This window comes from Amycolatopsis sp. YIM 10, assembly GCF_009429145.1.
GTDB lineage: Bacteria > Actinomycetota > Actinomycetes > Mycobacteriales > Pseudonocardiaceae > Amycolatopsis.
In genome coordinates this window covers 8,920,023-8,941,301 of sequence record NZ_CP045480.1, presented here as the reverse complement: position 1 = coordinate 8,941,301, position 21,279 = coordinate 8,920,023, and the positions used below count along the sequence as shown (strand labels likewise).

At 69.4% G+C, this 21,279-nt stretch carries 24 protein-coding genes; 8 read left to right on the top strand and 16 right to left on the bottom strand.

The annotated features are described in order from the left end of the window. Positions 1–13 precede the first annotated feature (13 nt). The 4 genes from YIM_RS41360 to YIM_RS41345 all read right to left on the bottom strand — a co-directional run bounded on the left by YIM_RS41360 (position 14) and on the right by YIM_RS41345 (position 3,043). The gene (locus YIM_RS41360) at positions 14–745 is read right to left on the bottom strand and encodes an STAS domain-containing protein (RefSeq protein WP_153035545.1); all 732 of its coding nucleotides are present in this window, start codon (positions 743–745) and stop codon (positions 14–16) included. Between the two features lie 13 nt (positions 746–758). Further along, positions 759–1,727 carry a chemotaxis protein CheB gene (locus YIM_RS41355; protein WP_153035544.1) on the bottom strand — a complete coding sequence of 323 codons (969 nt, stop codon included), beginning with the start codon at positions 1,725–1,727 and terminating at the stop codon, positions 759–761. Positions 1,728–1,837: 110 nt separating this feature from the next. Then, complete coding sequence (locus YIM_RS41350) at positions 1,838–2,311, bottom strand: ATP-binding protein (RefSeq protein ID WP_153035543.1); 474 nt, start codon at positions 2,309–2,311, stop codon at positions 1,838–1,840. Between the two features lie 78 nt (positions 2,312–2,389). Next, positions 2,390–3,043: a GntR family transcriptional regulator gene (locus YIM_RS41345; protein WP_153035542.1), complete on the bottom strand. Its 654-nt coding sequence runs from the start codon at positions 3,041–3,043 to the stop codon at positions 2,390–2,392. A 41-nt stretch (positions 3,044–3,084) separates the two neighbouring features. Between YIM_RS41345 and YIM_RS41340 the strand changes: the two genes are divergently transcribed. Further along, the gene (locus tag YIM_RS41340) at positions 3,085–3,516 is read left to right on the top strand and encodes a VOC family protein (protein ID WP_153035541.1); all 432 of its coding nucleotides are present in this window, start codon (positions 3,085–3,087) and stop codon (positions 3,514–3,516) included. A 57-nt stretch (positions 3,517–3,573) separates the two neighbouring features. Here the strand turns inward: YIM_RS41340 and YIM_RS41335 are convergent, their stop codons facing one another. After that, positions 3,574–4,167 carry a YdcF family protein gene (locus YIM_RS41335; RefSeq protein ID WP_153035540.1) on the bottom strand — a complete coding sequence of 198 codons (594 nt, stop codon included), beginning with the start codon at positions 4,165–4,167 and terminating at the stop codon, positions 3,574–3,576. Continuing rightward, positions 4,164–5,351, bottom strand: coding sequence for an MFS transporter (locus YIM_RS41330; RefSeq protein ID WP_153035539.1), 1,188 nt, complete (start codon positions 5,349–5,351; stop codon positions 4,164–4,166). The genes YIM_RS41335 and YIM_RS41330 overlap by 4 nt, the downstream gene beginning before the upstream one ends. Positions 5,352–5,401: 50 nt before the next feature. On the opposite strand from YIM_RS41330, the gene YIM_RS41325 reads away from it, so the two are divergent. Then, entirely contained in the window at positions 5,402–6,076 is a 675-nt protein-coding gene (locus tag YIM_RS41325) for a metalloregulator ArsR/SmtB family transcription factor (protein WP_153035538.1), read from the top strand. Here YIM_RS41325 and YIM_RS41320 read toward each other — a convergent pair. Continuing rightward, positions 6,065–6,925: a TIGR03620 family F420-dependent LLM class oxidoreductase gene (locus tag YIM_RS41320; protein ID WP_153035537.1), complete on the bottom strand. Its 861-nt coding sequence runs from the start codon at positions 6,923–6,925 to the stop codon at positions 6,065–6,067. The two genes, YIM_RS41325 and YIM_RS41320, sit on opposite strands and share 12 nt — an antisense overlap. 65 nt (positions 6,926–6,990) lie before the next feature. Here YIM_RS41320 and YIM_RS41315 point away from each other — a divergent pair, with 65 nt between their 5' ends. Next, complete coding sequence (locus YIM_RS41315; RefSeq protein WP_153035536.1) at positions 6,991–7,422, top strand: VOC family protein; 432 nt, start codon at positions 6,991–6,993, stop codon at positions 7,420–7,422. Positions 7,423–7,429: 7 nt separating this feature from the next. On the opposite strand, the gene YIM_RS41310 is transcribed toward YIM_RS41315, so the two are convergent. Beyond that, the gene (locus tag YIM_RS41310) at positions 7,430–7,762 is read right to left on the bottom strand and encodes a helix-turn-helix transcriptional regulator (protein WP_153035535.1); all 333 of its coding nucleotides are present in this window, start codon (positions 7,760–7,762) and stop codon (positions 7,430–7,432) included. Between the two features lie 22 nt (positions 7,763–7,784). Then, a complete protein-coding gene (locus YIM_RS41305; RefSeq protein ID WP_153035534.1) occupies positions 7,785–7,988 on the bottom strand; it encodes a hypothetical protein in 204 nt (67 codons plus the stop codon). Positions 7,989–8,103: 115 nt separating this feature from the next. Between YIM_RS41305 and YIM_RS41300 the strand changes: the two genes are divergently transcribed. Continuing rightward, positions 8,104–8,376, top strand: coding sequence for a GlsB/YeaQ/YmgE family stress response membrane protein (locus YIM_RS41300; RefSeq protein ID WP_113696326.1), 273 nt, complete (start codon positions 8,104–8,106; stop codon positions 8,374–8,376). A 91-nt stretch (positions 8,377–8,467) separates the two neighbouring features. Here the strand turns inward: YIM_RS41300 and YIM_RS41295 are convergent, their stop codons facing one another. Beyond that, complete coding sequence (locus YIM_RS41295) at positions 8,468–9,169, bottom strand: TetR/AcrR family transcriptional regulator (protein ID WP_153035533.1); 702 nt, start codon at positions 9,167–9,169, stop codon at positions 8,468–8,470. A 38-nt stretch (positions 9,170–9,207) separates the two neighbouring features. On the opposite strand from YIM_RS41295, the gene YIM_RS41290 reads away from it, so the two are divergent. Then, positions 9,208–10,584 (top strand): FAD-dependent monooxygenase, encoded by a 1,377-nt coding sequence (locus tag YIM_RS41290; protein ID WP_153035532.1) that lies wholly within the window; start codon positions 9,208–9,210, stop codon positions 10,582–10,584. Here the strand turns inward: YIM_RS41290 and YIM_RS41285 are convergent. Then, positions 10,577–10,960: an SgcJ/EcaC family oxidoreductase gene (locus YIM_RS41285; protein ID WP_153035531.1), complete on the bottom strand. Its 384-nt coding sequence runs from the start codon at positions 10,958–10,960 to the stop codon at positions 10,577–10,579. The two genes, YIM_RS41290 and YIM_RS41285, sit on opposite strands and share 8 nt — an antisense overlap. Before the next feature lie 95 nt (positions 10,961–11,055). Here YIM_RS41285 and YIM_RS41280 point away from each other — a divergent pair, with 95 nt between their 5' ends. Continuing rightward, positions 11,056–11,694 (top strand): TetR/AcrR family transcriptional regulator, encoded by a 639-nt coding sequence (locus YIM_RS41280; protein WP_153035530.1) that lies wholly within the window; start codon positions 11,056–11,058, stop codon positions 11,692–11,694. On the opposite strand, the gene YIM_RS41275 is transcribed toward YIM_RS41280, so the two are convergent. The 3 genes from YIM_RS41275 to YIM_RS41265 all read right to left on the bottom strand — a co-directional run bounded on the left by YIM_RS41275 (position 11,691) and on the right by YIM_RS41265 (position 14,660). Further along, positions 11,691–12,368, bottom strand: a complete 678-nt coding sequence (locus YIM_RS41275; protein ID WP_228004343.1) for an SDR family oxidoreductase — start codon at positions 12,366–12,368, stop codon at positions 11,691–11,693. The two genes, YIM_RS41280 and YIM_RS41275, sit on opposite strands and share 4 nt — an antisense overlap. A 51-nt stretch (positions 12,369–12,419) precedes the next feature. Beyond that, the gene (locus YIM_RS41270; protein WP_153035529.1) at positions 12,420–12,977 is read right to left on the bottom strand and encodes a TetR/AcrR family transcriptional regulator; all 558 of its coding nucleotides are present in this window, start codon (positions 12,975–12,977) and stop codon (positions 12,420–12,422) included. Positions 12,978–13,073: 96 nt separating this feature from the next. Next, complete coding sequence (locus YIM_RS41265) at positions 13,074–14,660, bottom strand: alpha/beta hydrolase (RefSeq protein WP_153037576.1); 1,587 nt, start codon at positions 14,658–14,660, stop codon at positions 13,074–13,076. A 290-nt stretch (positions 14,661–14,950) separates the two neighbouring features. On the opposite strand from YIM_RS41265, the gene dnaE reads away from it, so the two are divergent. Further along, positions 14,951–18,484 (top strand): DNA polymerase III subunit alpha, encoded by a 3,534-nt coding sequence (gene dnaE / locus YIM_RS41260; RefSeq protein ID WP_153035528.1) that lies wholly within the window; start codon positions 14,951–14,953, stop codon positions 18,482–18,484. Here the strand turns inward: dnaE and YIM_RS41255 are convergent. Together YIM_RS41255 and YIM_RS49795 are read right to left on the bottom strand one after the other, a co-directional pair. After that, on the bottom strand, positions 18,429–19,907 hold the full coding sequence (locus YIM_RS41255) for a nitrilase-related carbon-nitrogen hydrolase (protein WP_153035527.1): 1,479 nt from the start codon (positions 19,905–19,907) through the stop codon (positions 18,429–18,431). The genes dnaE and YIM_RS41255 overlap by 56 nt on opposite strands. Beyond that, positions 19,891–20,466, bottom strand: a complete 576-nt coding sequence (locus YIM_RS49795) for a TetR/AcrR family transcriptional regulator (RefSeq protein WP_153035526.1) — start codon at positions 20,464–20,466, stop codon at positions 19,891–19,893. The genes YIM_RS41255 and YIM_RS49795 overlap by 17 nt, the downstream gene beginning before the upstream one ends. Before the next feature lie 88 nt (positions 20,467–20,554). On the opposite strand from YIM_RS49795, the gene YIM_RS41245 reads away from it, so the two are divergent. Continuing rightward, positions 20,555–21,265, top strand: coding sequence for a hypothetical protein (locus YIM_RS41245; RefSeq protein WP_153035525.1), 711 nt, complete (start codon positions 20,555–20,557; stop codon positions 21,263–21,265). Positions 21,266–21,279 lie beyond the last annotated feature (14 nt).

The following is a 21,279-nucleotide window of genomic DNA, read 5'->3' as shown; positions in this document are numbered from 1 at the left end:
GTCGCGCACGGTACTAGCGGGTCCGCAGGGTCGCCCAGACGACCTTGCCCCCGCCGGAGGTCGGCACGCAGCCCCACGCCACCGCGGTCTGCGCGACCAGCAGCAGCCCGCCGAGTCCGTGCATATCGGCGCCGGGGTCGCGGACGACCACCTCCCCCGGGACGTCGTCGGACACCGCGATGCTCAGCACCCCGCGGCGCAGTTCCACCCGGATCCGCGGTGCGGAGCCGGTGTGCATGACGACATTGGTCACCAGCTCGTTGACCAGCAGGAGGGCGTCGTAGAGGATGGGGCCGGCCACGCCCCACTCGGCGCACACCTCGCTGATGAACCCGCGGGCCACGCGGGCACTGCCCATTTCGTTGACCAGTTCGACGTGGGCCACCCGCCGGGGCGGTGGTTCACCGATCGCGTCGATCGCCTCGGCCACGGTGTCGTGTACCGGGAGGTAGCGCCGGGTGCGCCCGGTGGCCAGCAACTCGCGGGTGTGCACTCCGCCGTCGGCGAGCATCAGCGGCACTCCCGGCCACTGGCCGAGCCGCGTGTGTGCCGCGGTGAACACGGACAACGCGCTGGTGGAGTCGATCTCGAGGGCACCGAGGTCGACGATCACCGCACGCGGGTCGTCCGTGCCCACCTTCGTCAGGAAGTCGCGCATCGTCCCGTAGGTCGCCACCTCCAGCAGCCCGGTCGGTGTCACCACCGTCGCGCCGTCACGCTTCGCTTGCTCGAGCCTCAGGTTCACCGTTTATCACACCTCATCCGAGTTGCCGCCGGATTTCTTCCGCGGCTTCGGTTGTTTCGCGTGCTTGTTCTTCATAGCGGGCGGCGATGGCGGGGCTGCCGCGGTCGTGCGCCTGAGTGGCCATGCGCGTGGTCAACGCCGTTCGTTCTTCCAGCGTGCGCAACGCCGTCCACATCGCGCGGTCCAACGCGGACCCCTGCGCGGCCAGCAGCGCCTCCGCGCTCCAGGCGTGTCCCATCCGGCAGCGGTACCACTGGCCGCGCTCGATGTCGGTGAGCGCGCCGTCGCAGTCGGGGCAGGAGAATTCCGATGGTGCGCCCACGTATTCCACCTTTTCGCGTGGCACGCCGCCCCCGGCGATGTCGTTCTCCCAGCGCAGCAGTTCCGGTGCGGAAACCGAGTTTTCCACGGAGGTACCGGCGATCTTGCCGAGTACCTCCCCGATCGCGGCGGCGGGTACGACGTGGTCCGGGCTGACCGCGGCCAGCGCGTGGCTGGGCAACGCGGGGTAGAGCGCGTCGTCCGGAGCCTGGATGACCACCACGCCACCCTGTGCGGCGATCGCCCGCAGACCGGCGACCCCGTCGTCGAGCACCCCGGAAAGCAGCACACCGGTCACGGCCGCGTCGTGGGAAACGACCGCGGACCGGAAGAGCGCGTTGATCGCCGGGCGGTGCCCGTTCTCGGTGGGGCCGTGTGACAGCGCGATCCGGTCACCGATGACCAGGAGGTGGTGATCCGGGGGTGCGACGTAGACATGACCCGTCGCCAACCGCTCGCCGTTCCGGCCGGGAGTGGCGGACAGAGGACCGGCCCGGTCCAGGATGCCGGCCAGTGCGCTGGTGCCGCCCGACGGCAGATGCAGCACCACGAGCACGGCCGCGGGCAGATCCGCGGGCAGATCGGCCACCATGGCGCGGAGCGCCTCGACGCCGCCTGCCGAGGCGCCGACCACCACCACGTCACGAGGACGCAGTGCCATGCGACACCTCCTCGACAACCCGATGACAGCACCAGGTGTACCCGGCATGCTCCCAGGCAACCGTGCCGCCCACCAGAGCGCGGGGTGTCATCGCGACAACGTTTCGCAGCTCAGGCGGGGTAGCCGAGCTGCCAGGTCATCCGGATGGTGGTGCCGAGCGCGTTCGAGCGCAGCAGCACCTCGTCGGCCAGTTCGTGCATCATGCCGAGCCCTCGGCCGCGGAAGGAACCGGCGACCGTCCGCGGCCGGCGCCACCGTCCCCGGTCCGAAACGGTGATGGTGCACGTCCCGGCGGAAGCGTGCCCGTGCAGTTCGAGCGGACCGGCCGCCCTGGCGTAGGCGTGGTCGACCACGTTGGCCATGGCTTCGTAGGCGGCGAGCACCACGTCGTCGTGCCGGTCGCCGGTCAGGCCGAGCCCGCGCAGCCAGCGGGCGAGCACGACGCGCAGCCGCGAAGCGTTTTCGGCGGTGGCGGGCTCGCGGTGGTGCAGTGCGTCCAGCGCGGGTGGCAGGGGTGGGAGGAGGTCGACCTCGGTGGCCAGCCCTGCCAGGGGGCGCCCGGCGGCGTCCGCGGGCCTTCGCATGGTGCCGCCCCTTCCACTTTGTGGCGAATGGTTACCCCGGTCGGGCGTACGTCAAACAGGGCGCTCGGTCACCGATGGTCAGCTGTTGAGGATTTCGAAGGCGTGGCGGCGGTGCTCGGCGAAGGCGGCGAGTGCGCTCCCGGCATCCCGCGTGCGCAGGATCCTGATGAGTTCGCGGTGTTCGGCCGGGATGTGGGCGAGGTAGTCGCGGGCGCTCAGGGTGATCCGGGTGAGCAGGAACAGGTGGACCTGGTTGCGGATCGCCGCCCACGCCTCGGCCAGGCGCCGGTGGTGAGCGGCGGCGTAGACGGCGTCGTGGAAGGCCAGATCGGCGCGGACCATCTCGTGCGCGTCGGCCGCCCTGTCCATCAGGGTCACGGCCTGATCGATCCGGTCGAAATCCGCGTCGGTGGCGTGTTCGGTGACCAACTGGACGGCGAGCGCTTCGAGCGCTCCGCGCAGGCTGTCCAGCTCGGCCACGTCCTCGGCGGTCAGGTCGGTGACCGTGGCCCCGCGATGCCACTCGCTGCGAACCAGGCCCTCGCGTTCGAGCCGGAGCAGCGCCTCGCGGACCGGGCCGCGGCTGACGTCCATCGCCGCGGACAGTTCGACCTCGCGCAGTTGCGTACCGGGGGCGTAACCGCCGTTGAAGATGGCCTCGCGAATGCGGTCGGCGACCTCGTCGGCGAGACCGCGCCGTCGGGCGGGTGCCACGGCTGGTGGGTGGTTCACGTCTCACCTCTCGTCGTTTGTCTGAATGTTAACATTGCGACATGACTGTTCTCGACTCCCCGATCCCGCGGTTCCACCTGGCGATGCCGGTGGACGACCTGGCCGCCGCCCGCCACTTCTACGGTGAGGTGCTCGGCCTCGCCCAGGGCCGCAGCTCCGACACCTGGGTGGACTGGAACCTGCACGGGCACCAGTTCGTCACCCATCTCGCGGCCGAGGGCACCCGCCGGATCCACAACCCGGTCGACGGGCACGACGTGCCGGTGCCGCACTTCGGCCTGGTGCTCACCGTCGAGGAGTTCGGCAAGCTGGCCGACCGCCTGCGCGCGGCGGGCACCGAGTTCGTGATCGAGCCTTACGTGCGGTTCGCGGGCGAGCCCGGCGAGCAGTGGACCATGTTCCTGCTGGACCCGGCGGGCAACGCGCTCGAGTTCAAGGCCTTCGCCGACGACAGCCAGGTGTTCGCCGTCTGAGCGTTTGCCGCCCATCATCCGTTGTCCACATGTTGTGGATACCGCTGTGGATAGCCACTACATGGCGGCGCGGCGTGCCAGGTCGCGTTTGCCGAGAGCGAGTTTGCGCAGGCCGTGGGCGGCGAGCAGCGGTTTGAGCGGCCAGGCTTCCCCCGGCCGGTAGTCGGCGCCGCGGACCAGGCGCGCGGCCAGGTCGGGGCGCTGGTGGTGCAGGTAGAGCCGGGCCTTCTCGGCGTGCAGCGGGTTGGACACGATCTTGATCTGGTCCACCCGTTCGAGCAGCGGGGCGAGGAACTCGATGTTCTGCCAGGTGCTGCGCGAGCGGTCCTCCAGCCGGACCTCGCCGGTGAAACCGAGCGCCGCCGCGTGCCGCGCCAGCAGCTCGGCCTCCGGCACCGGGCCACTGCCCGCGCCCGAGCAGACCAGCACCGAGTCGAGCGCGGGATCGATCGAGCGCAGGGCCGCACGCACGCGCCACCGGTTCATCGCGTTGGCGTCGGTGCCCTTGTTGCGGTAACCGAGCACCACCACCGCCTCGGAGCGGGCGGGGCGCCGGGGGTGCACCAGCGCGCGGGAAGCCCGCCAGTGCACCACCTCGCCCCACCCGACCAGACCGGCGAAACCCAGTAGTGCCAAGGTTATCCGCTTCATGAGCCGATACTGGCAGAACTCCGGCCGACGGCGGCGAGGCGCCGGTCGAGCAACACGGCGGGCACGGTCAGCACGGCCAGCGCGACTCCGACCCACGGGATCGCCGCGAGCCCGGTGCCGTCGTGGAGCACGGTTCCGGCGAACACCGGCACCAGGCTGATGCCCAGCTGGAACGCCGAAACGGTGGTCGCCCCGGCCAGCGTCGGCGCCTGGGCCGCGATGGTGAACACCCGCCCGTAGATCGCCGGGTTGAGCACGAAACCGGCGACACCGAGCAGCAGGACGAGCGGGACCACGGCGAGCGCGTGCCCGGCGGACACCGCGAGCAGCGCACTGCACCCCGCGATGCCGATCGCCCCGGCGAGCAGGGCGTGGAACGGCCGCCCGTCGGCGATCCGGCCGCCGAGCGACAGTCCGGCGAACGCGCCGACGCCGAACAGCGTGAGCACCGCGGGCACCCACACCTCCGGCACACCGGTGAGATCGGTGAGGAAGGCCGCGAGGTAGTTGTACGAAACCATGTACGCGGCCGTGCTCAGCAGCGTCACCGCGAAGACCACCCACAGCTGCGGCCGCCGCATCGTGCGCAGTTCCGCCCGCACGCTCGGCCGGGGACCCGTGCCCGTCGCGGGCACGGCGACCAGAGTCAGGACCGCGCCGATCGTGGTGAACGCGACCACGGCCCAGAATCCGCCGCGCCAGCCGGTGAAGTGGCTCAGCAGCGCACCGGCCGGGCCGCCGCCGATCATCGCCAGGCTGAGGCCGCTGACGACCACACCCGACGCGCGGGCGGTCCGGTCGGCGGGCACGAGGCTGATCGCGGTGACCGCCGCGACCGCCCAGTAACCGGCGTAGGCGAGGCCGCCGAGGAACCGGCTCGCCAGCAGCACCGGGTAGTCGTCGGTGAGCAGGCCAAGCGCCACGGACGCGGCGAACACGAGCTGGGCGGTCACCAGTGTGGTCCGGCGCGGCCAGCGCAGGGTCAGCACGGCCAGCGGTGGCCCGCCGACGACCACGCCGATGGCGAAGGCGGAGATCAGCGCGCCGGCCGCGGACAGGGATACGCCCAGGTCCGCGGCGATCGACGGCAGGACCCCGGCGAGCAGGAACTCCGCGCTGCCCATCGCGAACAGGCTGAAGGCGAGCAGGTAGACCGCCGGTGGCAGGGCTCTGGAGGAGTGCATGGGCGTATAATAACCGTATTCCACGGAACTATGGAATATTGGAGGAAGTGATGGCCGAGGGCAGTCCGCGGCGGGATCTGTACGAGCACTTGGCACGCGTCGGCAAGGCGCTGGGCAACGGCACGCGATTGCAGCTGCTCGAACTGCTGGTGCAGAGCCCGCGTGGGGTGGTCGAGCTGGCCGAGGTCGCCGGGCTCAACGTCACCACGGCGTCGGCCGGTCTCCAGGCGCTGAAGAGCGCGGGACTGGTGGCGACCGAGCGCGACGGCACCACGATCCGCTACCGCGTGGCCGATCCCGCGGTCGCCGCGCTCTACGGGCAGTTGCTCGCCGTCGCGGCGAGCAACGTCGCCGACGTCGACGCGGCCGCGCGCCGGTACCTCGGCCCCGACGACACCGAGCACATCGATCGCGAAGAGCTGTTGCGCCGGGCCGAGGCCGGTGAGGTGGTGGTGCTCGACGTCCGGCCGGGAGCGGAGTACGCGGCCGGGCACATCCCCGGCGCGCTGTCGATCCCGCTGGACGAACTGACCGAGCGGATCGGGGAACTGCCACCGGATCTGGACGTCGTGGCTTACTGCCGCGGCACCTACTGCACCTTCTCGCACGACGCCGTCCGGTTCCTCACCGCCGAGGGGCGGCGGGCGCTCCGGCTGGCGGACGGCATGCTCGAGTGGAAGATCGCCGGATATCCGTCGGTTTCCTCGGCTTCGTCAGCGCGGTAGCGCCTCGGCCAGCCGTCGCCAGTGGGGCATCGCCGATTCGCCGGGTTCGACGCCGATGACCTGGATCCCCACGTGGTCCGCGCCCGCGTCGAGGTGCCCGTGCAACTTGGCGATGATCGAATCGAGGTCGCCCCAGAAGACGAGGTCGTCGACGATCCGGTCGCTGCCGCCGTCGATGTCCGCCTCGGTGTAGCCCAGGCGCAGGAACTTGGCGATGTTGTACTTCTGCGTCAGGTACGGGTGCAGGTGTGCGCGGGCGATTTCCCGCGCCCTGGCCGGATCGGTTTCGAAGAGCACCGCGTGCTCGACGCCGAGGAACGCGTCGCCGAGCACCTCGCGCGCCTGGGCGGTGTGCGCGACCGACACGTGGTAGGTGTGCGCGCCGGCGGACCGTTCCCTGGCCAGTTCGAGCATTTTCGGGCCGTAGGCCGCGAGGATCCGCCGCATCGGGCTCGCTGGTGCGGGGTTGACGTCCGTCGCCGCGTCGAGATCGTCCAGGTACTGGCCCATCGCCTGCAGCGGCTTGATTCCTGGCTGCGCGCCCCCGTAACCCAGGCCGAGCACGTGACGGCCGGGGTAGGCGTCGGCGAGCAGCTTCGCCGCGCCGTGTGTCCACCGCGGTTCGCGGGCTCGGACCTGCGCGATGCCGTTCACCACGGTGATGCGCTCGGTGGCGGAGAGCAGGAACCCGGCGTGCGTCAGCGCTTCGCGGCCCAGTAGTTCGGGCACCCAGAACGCGGGCCAGCCCAGTTCTTCGAGTTCCTGAACGGACTCCCGCATCTCGCTCGCCGTCAGGTGCTCGAAGTCGAAGGTCCACACGCCGAAGCGGCCCAGATCCAGTTCGCTCATGCATCGAAGTATCGCATAATTTCGATATGAGCGGCACGGGCGGGGTGCGTGGTTAGGGTGGATCCATGTCGATCAAGCAGTTCCAGGTCACCTTCGACTGTGCGGAGCCCGAGCGCGTCGCCCGGTTCTGGTGCGAGGTGCTGGGGTACGTCGTGCCGTCGCCGCCGGAGGGGTTCGCCACTTGGGCCGACTACGACAACTCGCTGCCGCCCGAGCAGCGGGGCGCGTCGTTCTCCTGCAGTGATCCCACCGGCGTGGGGCCCCGGCTGTACTTCCAGCGCGTCCCCGAAAGCAAGGTGGTCAAGAACCGGGTGCACCTCTGCGTGCGGGCGGGCACCGGGCTCGTGGGGGACGAGCGCCTCGCCACGCTCCAGGCCGAGTGCGACCGGCTGATCGCGCTCGGCGCCGCGCACGAGCGGACGTTGTACGCCGACGAGGAGAACGAGTCGTGCATCGTGATGCGGGACGTCGAGGGCAACGAATTCTGCCTCGACTGAGAGGTTTTCAGAGCTCGCGGCCGAGCACGTCGACCAGTCGCGCGATGCGGTCCTCGTCGCGCTGGTAGTGCGTCCACTTGCCGACGCGGGTCGCGCGGACCAGGCCGGCGCGTTGCAGTGAGGCCATGTAGGCGGAGACGGTCGACTGCGCCAGCCCGGTCTTCGCCTGGATCTGGCTCACGCACACGCCGACCTCGTGCGGATCGGCGATGCCCTCCTCGATCGGGAAGTGCCGTTCCGGCTCGCGCAGCCAGCGGAGCACCTGCAGGCGCACCGGATTGGCGAGCGCCTTGAACACGTCAAGGAGCTGCGCGACGGGGAGTTCGGTCTCGGTGGTCATGCTCGACCGAGTATAGAACCGCTCAGCCGTCGAAGAATCCGGCTTCGCCGTGGGCCTTGTGGTGCGGCCAGCCGCGGGGGAGCGGCTGGATCGGCGGCCGTGCCGGGCACTGGGCCGGTGATGATCGCCACCGCTCGCGCCAGCCGCGCACCACGCGCCAGGCGCCGCAGGAACAGGTCTGGTGCCGGGTCCACCGGTGGCGGGCCACCGTCTGCCAGGTGTGCACGGGTTCAACGGTCCGGGCGGGCTGTGGTGCGGGTCAACCCTTACCGGCGGCGGCGCGGTGCGCGGACGGGTAGCGTGATCGGCGAAGGGATCCGCCGGACAGTGAGGGGCTCGTTGTGTTCTGGACCATTCTCGGGTGGCTGCTGTTCGGCCTGATCGCCGGTTTCATCGCCCGCGCGCTGGTGCCCGGCAAGGACGACATCGGCTTCCTGCAGACGATCCTGCTGGGCATCGTCGGCTCGGTGGTCGGTGGCTTCCTCTTCGGACTGCTCACCGTCGGCTTCCGCGGCTTCGAACCGGCGGGCTGGATCGGCTCGGTCATCGGAGCCATCATCGTGCTCGTCATCTACAACAAGGTCACCGGCCGCAAGCGCCGTTCGCGCACTTAGTCAGTGTTTGACCTGGTTTGCGTGGCGGTGCGGGTGGCGGAGCGGGCTGACGGCCCACAGCAAGCGGCTCCGCCGCTTGTGAAAACACGAACTAGTCGTTGCCCGGAACGGTTTCCAGGCCGTCCAGCAACCATTCCAGGATCTTTTCGAAGGTCTGCGGCGCGGAGTCGTCGCGGCCGGGGTCGCTGGCCCATTTCGTGAAGTACGGGTACTTCCCCGAGGCGGCGACGCGGTCCAGGTAGGGCCGCGCCGCCTCGGCGAGGTCCGCGTCGGTGGCGTCGCCGATTCCGGCGCGCATGGTGCGTTCCTCCAGCAACGCCAGCCCGGAGCCGAACACGTGCCCGAAAACCGTGTTCACAAAACCCATCCGGGTGGCCGCGGGCAGGTCCAGTGAATCGAGTTCGGCCAGCGCGGCGTCGTAGAGCGCCATCGCGTTCGGGCCGAGCGGAGGGCGGCTGAACGCGAGCCGCGCGAACCACGGGTGTGCCTGAACGGCCGCCCATCCGGACAGGCCGAGCGCGCGCAGCGCGGGCCGCCAACCCTCGCCCCTGGGCACGGTGATCAGGCCGTACCCGTGATCGGCCATCAGATCGGCCAGCCCGTCCTTGCTCCCGACGTAGCGGTAGAGCGCCATCGGGCTGCGCACGCCGAGCTTCTGCGCGAGCGCGCGCATGGTGATCTCACCGTCGGCCTGCGCGTCGGCGAGGTCCACGGCGGCGGCCACGATCCGCTCGCGGCTGAGCGGTTGCGTGGTACGCGGCGGCTCGTCGAACCACACCAGTTTCTCGTTCATGGTGGACGTAGGCTAGCAGTCGGTGTACAACGTACATCATGAGTGGACAACGTACACTGATTGTCGGCGGTGGCCTGGCCGGGCTGACCGCCGCCCTGGTGCTGCGGCACCACGACGTCGAAGTGACCCTGGTGGAACGCCGGTCGACGACGTCGCCGCAACCGAAGGCCCGCCGCTTCCACTTCCGCACCATGGAGATCTTCCGCGAGCTGGGCCTCGCCGACCTGGTGCGCGAGGCCGCGCGCGATCTGGTGGGCCACGACCACATGGCTTCAGGCCGCACCCTCGCCGAAGCCGGGCAACTGCCGCTGTGGCAGCCCGCCGGTGGGGAGGAGGCGATGGACGTGAGCCCGGAACCGCCCTGCCTGATCGCCCAGGACGTGCTCGAACCGGTGCTGCGGAAGGCGGCCGTCGAAGCCGGCGCCGACGTGCGGTTCGGCACGGAACTGTTCGGGTTCGAGCAGGACGCCGACGGGGTGACCACCCGACTCGACGGGACGGAGATCCGCGCGGACTACCTTGTCGCCGCCGACGGCGCGCGCAGCGGCGTGCGGGAGGCGCTGGGCATCGGGCGTTCCGGCCGGGGCGCGGTCGGCGAAGCCAGCGTGAACGTGTACTTCCTCGCGGATCTCGCTGACGTCGTGCGCGGGCGCGAGTTCAATCTCTGCCTGCTCGACCACCCCGACGCGGCCGGTGCGCTGGCTTCGGTCGACGGGCGGCGCCGCTGGGTGTTCATGGCGTCGGGCGGCGAGACCGACCGTGACTGGCCCGCGGTCCTGCGCACCGCGCTCGGCGTGCCGGTGCCCGATCTGGAGATCCTCAGCGTGCTCGGCTGGCAGGCGGAAATGCTGGTGGCGGACCGGTATTCGGCGGGCCGCGTGCACCTGGTCGGCGATGCCGCGCACGTGATGCCGCCGTTCGCGGCCAGCGGCGCGAACACCGGGATCGCCGACGTGCACAACCTCGGCTGGAAGCTGGCCGCGGTGCTGCGCGGGGAAGCGGCACCGCGGTTGCTCGACAGCTACGACGCCGAACGGCGACCGGCGGGCTGGTTCGCCGCCGACCAGTCCGCCCGGCGCGCGGACACCTTCCGCTCCGGCGTCGAGGATCCGGGACTGGCGCATCCGTTCGTGCTGGCGGCGGGCGGATTCCAGTACACCGCAGGGGCTTTGGTGCCCGACGGTTCCACCGAGCCGATCACCGACTTCGCCCCGGCCGGCCGTGTCGGCACCCGCATCCCGCACCGCTGGCTCGACCTCGCGCGCACGCGGTCGACGCTGGACCTGGCTGGTCCGAAGTGGACGGTCACCGAGTTCGACGGCGACTGGCTGCTGCTGCGACCGGACCAGGTGGTCGCCTGGCGCGGTGGCTCGGCCCGTGAAGCCGAGGCCGTGCGCGCGGAACTGCTCAGCTGACGATCGGGGTGGTTTGCGCGAGGGCGATCTTCCAGTCGTCGCCTTCGCGCGCCACCACGTAGGTCAGACTGCCCTTCGCGGGCAGTTCGCCGCCGTCTTCGCGCTCGTCGGACACGTGCTTCATGCAGCTCACCAGCGCCACGTCGGGTGTGGTGAAGCGGATGTCCACGATCTCCGTTCTGGTCAGGACCTTCGCCAGCGGTGTGGCCAGCGCCCGCTCCATCGCCTCCCGGATCGCGCCGCGGCCGAGCACGCGGCGACCGGCGATGTTGACGATGAGCGCGTCGGCGGTGTGCAGCGCGATGAACTCGTCGGTGTCGTTCTGGTGCTTCTCGGCGTTCGCGATGGTCTGGCGGATCGCGTCGGTGTCGGTCACGGGTGCTCCCTCGGCTCTATCGGAGCGAATCGCTCCGGTATGACCGACGGTACCTGCGGAGCGAATCACTCCGCAAGGGCGTTAGGCTGGCGGGGATGACGAGAAAGGCCGAGGCCGAACGGAACGACGAGGCGCTGTTGCGGGCCGCGCGCGAGGTGCTCGCGGTGGACGGCGCGCACGCTTCGGTGGCGGCGATCGCGGCACGCGCCGGGGTCGGCATCGGCAGCCTGTACCGGCGGTACCGCACCAAGGAGGAGCTGTTCCAGCACCTGTGTGTGCTCGCGCTCGACGACTACCTGCGGGCCGCCGAGGAAGGTCTCGCCGACGAGGACCCGTGGGAAGGGCTCGCGCACTACATCCGGACGGCGATCGAGATCGGGCCGGGCTCGCTGGCGCCGCTCGCCGGGCTGATCGAGGTCACCGACGAGATGGCGGACAAGAACTCGCGCTCGGACGAGGCGGTCACCGCGCTGGTCGAGCGCGCGCACCGCGCCGGGGTGCTGCGGGCCGACGTGACCATGGTCGACCTGGCGCTGCTGATCGAGCAACTGGCCAAGTCGCCGCTGCTCGACCAGCTCGGCAGGCAGGGCCGGGCCGACCTGGTGGAGTCCGCGCGCGAAGCACGGGCGCGGATCAACGCCATCGCACTCGACGGCCTCCGCGCCACGGCGGCCCACCCGCTGCCGGGTGAGCCGCCAAGCTACGAACTCTTCTCAGAACGCTGGGAGCGTTAGGCGCTCAAACCCGCCTTGACCTGGCGGCTCAGTTCGTCGGCGATGATCTCCGGCTGGCCGTCGGCGAGTGCGTCGAGCGCGAACGCGGCCACCTCGCCGGGGTCGGACTTCTGGTCGGCGGGCACGCTCGCCGCCATGTCGGTGTCCAGGTAACCGACGTGCAGTCCGGCCACGTGGATGCCCTTGGGCGCGAGCTGCTGGCGCACCAGGTTGGTCATCGCCCACGACGCGGTTTTCGCGGCGCTGTAGGCACCGAGGTCGGGCACGTGCAACCAGGACAGCACCGACAGCACGTTCAGCACCGCACCCCCGCCGTTGGCTTCGAGCACCGGCGCGAAGGCACGCGTCACTTCGAGCGTGCCGAAGTAGTGCGTGTCCATTTCCCGCCGGATGTCGTCGAGGTCGCCGCCGATCAGCGGGGTCATCGTGGAGATCCCGGCGTTGTTGATCAGCACGGTGGCGTCGGCGGCGACACGCGCGGCCTCCTCGATCGACGCGCTGTCGCCGAGGTCCAGCCGCAGCGGGATCGCGCCGGGCAGGTCGACCGCTTCCGGTCGCCGCGCGGTGGCGTAGACCTTGGCGCCACGGGCGAGCAGCTGCTCGGCGAACCGCCTGCCGAGGCCGCGATTGCTGCCGGTCACCACCGCGACCGAGGTCGACAGTTCGATGCTCATCGGGACTCCTTCTATTGAGAACGGACGGTGCAGAATCAGCGCAAAAAAAATTCAGTCGAGCAGGGCGTAGAGGGTTTCGGCCATCCGGCGCAGCCGCGCGGGCGACTGCCCGGCGCGCGCCTGCACCCGCAGTCCGAGCCAGGCGTTGAACAGCAGGGTGCCCAGTGCTTCCGCGTCCCGCCGGTTCCGGTCGCGGGCGACCAGATCGACCAGCAGCTGCCTGGTCCGCTCGAAGTGCCGTTCGACCTGCTCGGCCGCCTCGGGGTCGCGCGGGGCCAGCTCGGTCGCGCAGTTCACCAGCATGCAGCCGCGGCTGTGCTCGGTACCGGCTTCGATCGACCCTTCGATCAGCGCGCGCAGCGCCGCGCGGGTGTCCGTGATGCTGTCCACTGTGGAGCGGAAGGTGGCCTCGGCGCGGCTGGTGTAGTGGTCCAGCGCCTTGAGGAACAACGCGTGCTTGTCGCCGAAGGTGTCGTACATGCTGCGCTTGTGCACGCCCATGTGCTGGACCAGGTCCTGCATCGAGGTCTTCTCGTAGCCCTGCGCCCAGAACACGGCCATGGCCTGGCCCAGTACCGCCTCCGGGTCGAACTCCTTCTGCCGCGCCACGTCCACCACCGTACGCTGTTGAGAACGAACGGTGCAATATTGCCGCCGAAAAGCGGGGCGGGTCACTTCGGCCCGCCCCGCTGTCCGTGTGACGGTCTAGCTGAACGGCTGCACGTTCGGCTGGAACACCTGGCCGTCGGCGGGCACCTTCAGGTCGATCAGGTAGTCCGCGGCGATCTTGTCCACCCCGGCCGCGTCACCCAGGATGCAGTGGCCGAAGGCGTCGACCGAGAGCAGCCGCGCGTTGCCGAGCTGGTCGGCCATCCGCCGGCTGAACTTGTACTGGGTGGCCGGGTCGTAGTAGTTGCCGACCACCAGGATCGGCGTGTCGGTCTTGGCCCGCCACGGGCCGCGGTAGACGTCCGGGTTCTTCGCCGGCCACACCGGGCAGCCCGCGATGTCGGAGAACACCTGGTAGCGGCCGAAGGTCGGCGACTTCCGCTCGGTGTCCGCGGCGATCTGCGGCACCTTGTTCTGCTTGATGTTCATCGGCTTGTCCGAGCAGTTCACCGCGAAGTACGAGTCGTCCGAGAGGTACGGGCTGTCCGGGTCGATGTCGGCCAGGCCGTTCTTGCCGGGGACGAGCGTCTTCATCGCCGGAGCCGCGGCCACCTTCACCGCGTCCGTGTTCGTGCTCGGGTGGATCGTGTCGTACAGCGCCTGCAGGTCCTCGGCCAGGCCGGGGAACCGGGTGGGCGAGTAGAGCGCGCTGGCCACGCCACCGGTGAACAGGCTGATGTCGACCGAGTCGATCGGCTGCTTGCGCAGGTGGTCGCGCACCTCGTCGAACTTGGCGCGCGGGTTGCCCGAGCTGAACGCGCACTTCGGGCCGACCTGCTGGCACTTCTTCAGGAACGCGTCGAGCGCGATCTCGAAGCCGTCGGCGCGCTGCTGGTCGTACGCCACGCCGTCGCTGGTGCGCAGCTTCGGGTCGACGTTGCCGTCGACCACGATCGCGCGGGTCTGCTTCGGGAACATGCCGGCGTAGGTCGAGCCGATCAGCGTTCCGTAGGAGAAGCCGACGAAGGTGAGCTTCTGGTCACCGACCGCGGCGCGCAGCGTGTCGAGATCGCGCACCACGTCCTTGGTGGACATGTGGTTGAGCAGCGAACCGGCGTTGTTCTTGCAGAACTGGCCGTAGTCGCGGTACGCGGCGAGGGTGCCGGAGATCTCCTCACGACTCTGCGGCACGCCGATCATCGCGCCGAACACCTCGTCGGCGTCCTCGGCGGTGGTGAAGCAGCGCAGCGGGTTGCTCTGGCCGACCCCGCGCGGGTCGAAGCCGATCAGGTCGAACCGGTCCAGCACCTGCGGCTGGAAGTAGAACTGCCCGCTGATCGGCATGCGCAGGCCGGAACCGCCGGGGCCGCCGGGGTTGAGGAACAGCGAGCCCACCCGCTGGTCGGTCACCTTGGCCGCGCGCTTGAGCAGCGCGATGTCGATGGTGCCGAGCGCGGCGTTGTCGTGGTCGATCGGCACCCGGTACCGCGCGCAGCTGTACAGGTGGACCTGGTCGGCGGGCACGCCGGCCAGCGTCTCCGTGGCGCACGCGCCCCAGTTGACCGGCGCGGTGGCACCGACCTGCGCGGCCTTGACACCGCCTTCCTCGGCGGCGGTCGCGCTCGGCGCCAGCCCGCTCAGCGTCCCGGCGAAGAGCGCGCCGACGAGTGCGGCCATCCGCACCCCAACGATTCTCGGCAAGGTCACTCCCTCGTGAATGTGTCACCGCGCGGACACGCGCGGTTCTTCCTCCGGCGAGACTCGCACAATCCCGGCGTTGCCCAGACCAGCCGAAAGTATGGTGAAAGTAAGACTTGAAACTGCGCCAACACGTGGGAAAGCAACATCAACTCCAGCTGCGGTGACAACTGCTGGTTGTCCGGTTGTGGTGTGTCGGTTGTTGGACACCGGGCCAGTGCCTCGGATCGAATGCCCCGGCCTGGTTCCGTTGCCACAACCACTGGGAGTCGATTTTGGACTCGTTCGTTCATCTGCATGTGCACACCGAGTACTCGATGCTGGATGGTGCGGCGAAGATCGCGCCGTTGTTCGCGGAGGCGTCGCGGTTGGAGATGCCGGCGGTGGGGATGACCGACCACGGCAACATGTACGGGGCGGATGAGTTCTACCAGCAGGCGCGCAAGGCGGGGATCACGCCGATCATCGGGATCGAGGCGTATGTGGCGCCGGAGTCGCGGTTCCACAAGAAGCCGGTGTTCTGGGGGCAGTCGAACCAGCGTGGGGCGGATGAGTTCGGTGAGGGTGGTGATGTCTCCGGTGGGGGCGCTTACACGCACATGACGATGCTGGCGGAGAACGCGGCGGGGTTGCGGAACTTGTTCCGGTTGTCGTCACAGGCGTCGCTGGAGGGGTATTACCGCAAGCCGCGGATGGATCGTGAGTTGATCTCGGAGTTGCATGAGGGGATCATCGCGACGACGGGGTGTCCGTCGGGTGAGGTGCAGACGCGGTTGCGGCTGGGGCAGAAGGCCGAGGCGATCCAGGCGGCGTCGGATTACAAGGATATTTTCGGTCCGGACAACTTCTTCCTGGAGTTGATGGATCATGGGTTGCCGATCGAGCGGTCGGTGCGTGAGGGTTTGCTGGAGATCGGCAAGCAGTTGGGGTTGCGGCCGCTGGCGACGAATGATTCGCATTATGTGACGCGTGATCAGGCGGATACGCACAGTGCGTTGTTGTGTGTGCAGGCGGGTAAGACGCTCAATGATCCGAACCGGTTCAAGTTCGATGGTGATGGTTACTACCTGAAGTCCGCGGCGGAGATGCGGGAGTACTGGGACACCGAGGTCCCGGGTGCGGCGGACTCGACGTTGCTGATCGCCGAGCGCGTCCAGTCCTACGAGGACGTTTACGCCCATCGCGACCGGATGCCGCAGGTCGAGGTGCCGGACGGCCACGACGAGGCGAGCTGGCTGCACCACCAGGTGATGGAGGGCCTGCGGTGGCGGCTGCCCGGCGGGGTGCCCGAACCGTACATCGAGCGCGCCGAATTCGAGATCGACGTGATCACGCAGAAGGGCTTCCCCGCCTACTTCCTGATCACCGCGGACCTGATGAACCACGCCCGCGAGGTCGGCATCCGCGTCGGCCCCGGCCGTGGTTCGGCCGCCGGTTCGCTGGTCGCCTACGCGCTGGGCATCACGAATCTCGACCCGATCGATCTCGGACTGCTGTTCGAGCGGTTCCTCAACCCCGAGCGGGTGTCCATGCCGGACATCGACATGGACTTCGACGACCGCCGCCGCGGCGAGATGATCCGCTACGCCACCGACAAGTACGGCGCGGACCGGGTCGCCCAGGTGATCACCTTCGGCAAGATCAAAACGAAGGCCGCGATCAAGGATGCCGCGCGCGTCCACTATGGACAAGCTGGCTACGGCATCGCGGACCGCATCTCCAAGGCGCTGCCGCCGCCGGTCGCGGCCAAGGACATCCCGCTCGGCGGCATCGTCGATCCCGCGCACGAGCGGTACGCCGAGGCGGCGGAAGTCCGGGCACTGGTGGAGAACGATGCCGAGGTCTCGACCATCTTCGAGACAGCCCGCGGGCTCGAAGGCCTGATCCGCAACGCCGGCGTGCACGCCTGCGCGGTGATCATGTCGGCCGAGCCGCTGGTGGACACCATTCCGCTGTGGCGGCGCGACGACGGCGCGGTGATCACCGGCTGGGACTACCCGTCCTGCGAGGCCATCGGCCTGCTGAAGATGGACTTCCTCGGCCTGCGCAACCTGACCGTCATCGGCGACGCGATCGACAACATCAAGGCCAACCGGGGCGAGGACATCGATCTCGACACGCTCAAGGTCGACGACCCGGCCACCTACGAACTGCTCGCCCGCGGTGACAGCCTCGGTGTGTTCCAGCTGGACGGCGGTGCGATGCGGGATCTGCTGCGTCGGATGCTGCCCACCGGGTTCGACGACATCATCGCGGTGAACGCCCTGTACCGGCCGGGCCCGATGGCGATGAACACGCACAACAACTACGCCGACCGCAAGAACGCGCGCCAGAAGATCGAGCCCATCCACCCGGAACTGGCCGAACCGCTGCGGGACATCCTCGCCGAAACCCACGGCCTGGTGGTGTACCAGGAGCAGATCATGCAGATCGCGCAACGGGTCGCGGGCTTTTCCATGGGCCGCGCGGACGTGCTCCGCCGGGCGATGGGCAAGAAGAAGAAAGAGGTGCTGGAGAAGGAGTTCGCCGGATTCCAGGAGGGGATGCGCGCGAACGGCTTCTCGGACGAGGCCGTGCAGGCGTTGTGGGACACCATTCTCCCGTTCGCCGGGTACGCGTTCAACAAGTCGCACGCCGCTGGGTACGCGCTGGTCGGTTACTGGACCGCCTATCTCAAGGCGAACTATCCCGCCGAGTACATGGCCGCGCTGCTGACCTCGGTCGGGGACAACAAGGACAAGTCCGCGATCTACCTGTCCGAATGCCGCCGCCTCGGGATCAAGGTGCTGCCGCCGGACGTCAACGAATCGGTGGTGCGCTTCGCGGCCGTCGGCGACGACATCCGCTTCGGCATGGGCGCGGTCCGCAACGTGGGCGCGAACGTGGTCGAGTCGATCATCAAAACCCGTTCGGAGAAAGGGAAGTACTCGTCGTTCACCGATTTCCTCGACCGCTCGGAGCTGGTGGTGTGCAACAAGCGCGTGCTCGAATCACTGATCAAGGCGGGCGCTTTCGATTCGCTCGGCAATACGCGGCTGTCGATGGTCCAGGCGCACGAAGAAGCCGTCGAAGCGGTCGTACCGCTCAAACGCCGGGAGGCGATGGGGCAGTTCGACCTGTTCGGCACCGAAGCAGGCCCGTCCTCGTCACCGCTGACCCACCTGCGGTTCAGCGAGGACGAGTACCCGCGTAAGCAACTGCTCGGCTACGAGCGGGAAATGCTCGGGCTCTACGTCTCGGCACATCCGCTCGACGGCGCGGAATCCTTGCTGCGCAAGCACGCCAAGCGGCCGATCGGCGCGATTCTGGCCGATCCGCCGCGAGAGGGCGAGTTGATCGTGGCCGGGCTGATCACCGCTTTGGAGCGGCGGGTCAACAAGAAGGGCGAGCCATGGGCGATCTGCACGGTCGAGGACATCGACGGTTCGCTCGAAGTGCTGTTCTTCCCGAAGTCCTACGCGTTGTTCTCGGCGGAACTGACCGAGGACAACCCGGTGGTGGTCAAGGGCAGGGTCAACTGGCGGGAGGGCAAGATGTCGGTGTTCGGCGCGGGGGTGGACCCTCTGGACATTTCCAATCTCGGCGAGGAATCGCCGCTGGTGTTGCGCGCGACCGCGGAGAAGCTCGACCGCGAGGTGGTCGGTGAGCTGAAGTCGGCACTGCTGGCGCACGCGGGGGACACCCCGGTGCGCATCGAACTCGTTGCCGGGCAACGGTTGCGCCGGTACGCCCTGGACGACTACCCGGTGCGGGTCAGCTCGATGCTGCTCGGTGAGCTGAAGGGAATTCCGGGGATTTCCGTCGCCTGATCGCGACGAGCACGGCGAGCGCGGCCAGGCCGACGCACAACCAGCCGAACCAGTCGCCGAATCGCGTGTAGACGGTCGCACCCGGGCCGAGCGGCACGTCGGCGACCACCGTGGTGAACCCGCCCGTCCCGCTCGTCGGTACCTCGCCGACCACCGTTGCGGCCCCGCCCGTTCCGCCGGTCGGCACCGCGGCCGGTTCGCCGGTCGGCTGCTCGGCGACCACCCGGCCGTGCCCGTCGGCGAGCACCAGCATCGTCTGCCGCCCGCCCCAGGCCACCGCCTGCCCGTTCTCGACACCGCGCAGCACTGCGGTCCGGCTGTGCTGCCAGCCGTTCAGGTCCTCGTCGGAGGCCGGGATGGCGAGCAGGCGCGTCCCACTCTCGGCGTAGTCCTGGCTCGGGTCGCGGAAGTTGATGTCCAGGCAGATCAGCACTCCCGCACCGCCGGGCGTGACGACGAGGTCCCGGCCGGTCGGGCTCACCGTGTCGTTGTGCTTCAGATAGGACCGCGGTTCACCGCCACCGGCCGGGAAAACGAGCGCGTAGTTGTACTTGGCCTTGCCACTCCAGTGCGCGTACCCGACGACGATGTCGAACCCGTGCTCGGCCGCCAGCCGTCGCATCGGTTCGACCAGCACGGCGGGACGCGCTTCGTCCGAGCCGAACGCGGCTTCCGGCAGCACCACCGTTTTCACGCCGCCCGGCAAGGCGTCGAGCTGGCCGATGTAGTCGTCGAGAAGGGTGGTGTCCTCGCGGAGGTCAGCCGCCCAGCCCTTCTGGTTGCTCGCGACGAGCGCGATGCGCTGCGTCTCGTTGTCACTCGCGGCGAGCCGCAGCGCTCCGCCGCCGAACGTCACGGCGAGCACGGCTGCCGCGAACGCGGCCACGCGCACCTTCGCTTCGCCGGTCACCGCCGCCGCGATCGCCGCGGGCACCAGCATCACCACGAACTCCACACCCCAGGCACCGGTGACCGAGGCGAGTTGCAGCACCACCGGCACGTCGGCCTGCGTGGTCGCCAGCGTGCCGGTGATGCCCATCGGATTGCTGATCGACACCACGTGCAGCACGGCCGACCAGAGTGCCGCCGCACCGACCACCGCCAGCAGTGGGTTCCTGGCCAGCGCGCGGTACAGCGCGACCGTCGCGGCGAAGGTGAGTCCGAAGCAGACGGTGACCACCGCGCCCCACGGCCACAGCGGCAGGTCGTGTGAACCGGCGGACCAGTACCAGAGGTTCGTCGAACCGAGGAAGCAGGCGGTGAACCCGGCCGCGGCCGCCTGCCAGCCGGAAAGCCTTGGCGCGATGAGGAAAACCGGCAGCGGCGCGAGCCAGGCGAGCACCGGGACGGGATCGAGTCCGGTGCCGAAGAAGAACAGCAGCGCGGAGACCGCGACCGCGGCGAGCTTACCGGCGAAGTCCATTGAGGACCCTCCTGGTTGTCCGGGAGCACAAAGCGCGGAACTCGGGTTCGGACAGGTTCATCCGGCCGCCGAGGTAGAGCTGCACGAGGCCGACGGCGGGCATGGTGAGCGCGAGCGTCACTTCGAGCGGATCGTCTTCGTCCAGTGAGCCTTCGCGCATGCCCTGTTCGACCGCGGTCCAGACGGCGCCGAAGGCGGGGGAGAGCCCGTCGCGGAAGTCCTCCGGGAACCGGCGCACCGGCTCGCGGCGGTCGGTGATCAGGAACTTGTACAGGTTCGGCTTGCCCAGCGCGAAGTCGAGGAAGTCGGTGAGCAGTAGTTGGACACGCTCCTCGAAGTCCACCGTTTCGGCATGGGGGCGCCAGCTCTTGCCCAGCTCGTCGAAGGCGGCGTCGGCCACCGCGCGCAGCAGCGCCTCGCGGTTCGGGAAGTGCCGGTAGGTCGCCATCGGCGTGACCCCCACCTCGGCGGCCACCCGCCGCATGGTCACCGCTTCCGCGCCCTCGGCCAGCAGGATCCGCAACGCCACCGCTGCGATCCGGTCTCCGGTCTGCCCCATGTCTACACCGTACACGTCGCTGTCTACGCTGTACACACAACGGGCGGGACTAGGCCGTCCGGGTTACCTTGACGAGCGGGAGGCGGAGATGGCCGGTGCAGCCGAAGACGACCGCGTGCCGCCCGCCGTGGAGCCGATGCTCGCCCAGGCCGGCCCGCTGCCGGACGACACCAGGTACAGCTACGAGTTCAAATGGGACGGCTACCGCGCCTGCCTCCGGGTGAGCCCGTCCGGCGCGATCCGCCTGAACAGCCGCAACGGCAACGACCTCACCGCCGAATATCCCGAGCTGGCCGGCGGCCTCGGTGACATGCTCGGCGGGCGGGCCGCCGTGTTCGACGGTGAGATCGTCGCGCTCGACGAGGGCGGCGTACCGGACTTCACCCTCCTGCAGAACCGGCGCACCCGCCGCCACGCGCTCAGCTTCTTCGCCTTCGACCTGCTCCGGCTCGGTGCCGACGCACTGGAGAACCGGACCTACCGCGAGCGCCGCGAACTGCTCGCCGGGCTCGAACCCGGAAGCCCGAACCTGATCGCCATCCCGCCCACGTACAGCCACGCCGACCTGTCCGCCACCGGCCTCAACCCGCAGGGCCTGCTCGACGTCGCCCGGCGGTCACGACTGGAGGGACTGGTCGCGAAGGTCGGCGAATCCCGGTACCACCCCGGCCGCCGTCCACCGCCGCCAGGTTGCACGAAGCCATGGACCGACTGCTGGCCGGGCGTCCGCAGCGCACCGACGGCAGGCTGGTCAAGGACAACCTCTGGAAAGAAGCCGGCGTCAGCCGAGCCACCATGAACCGAGCCCACCGC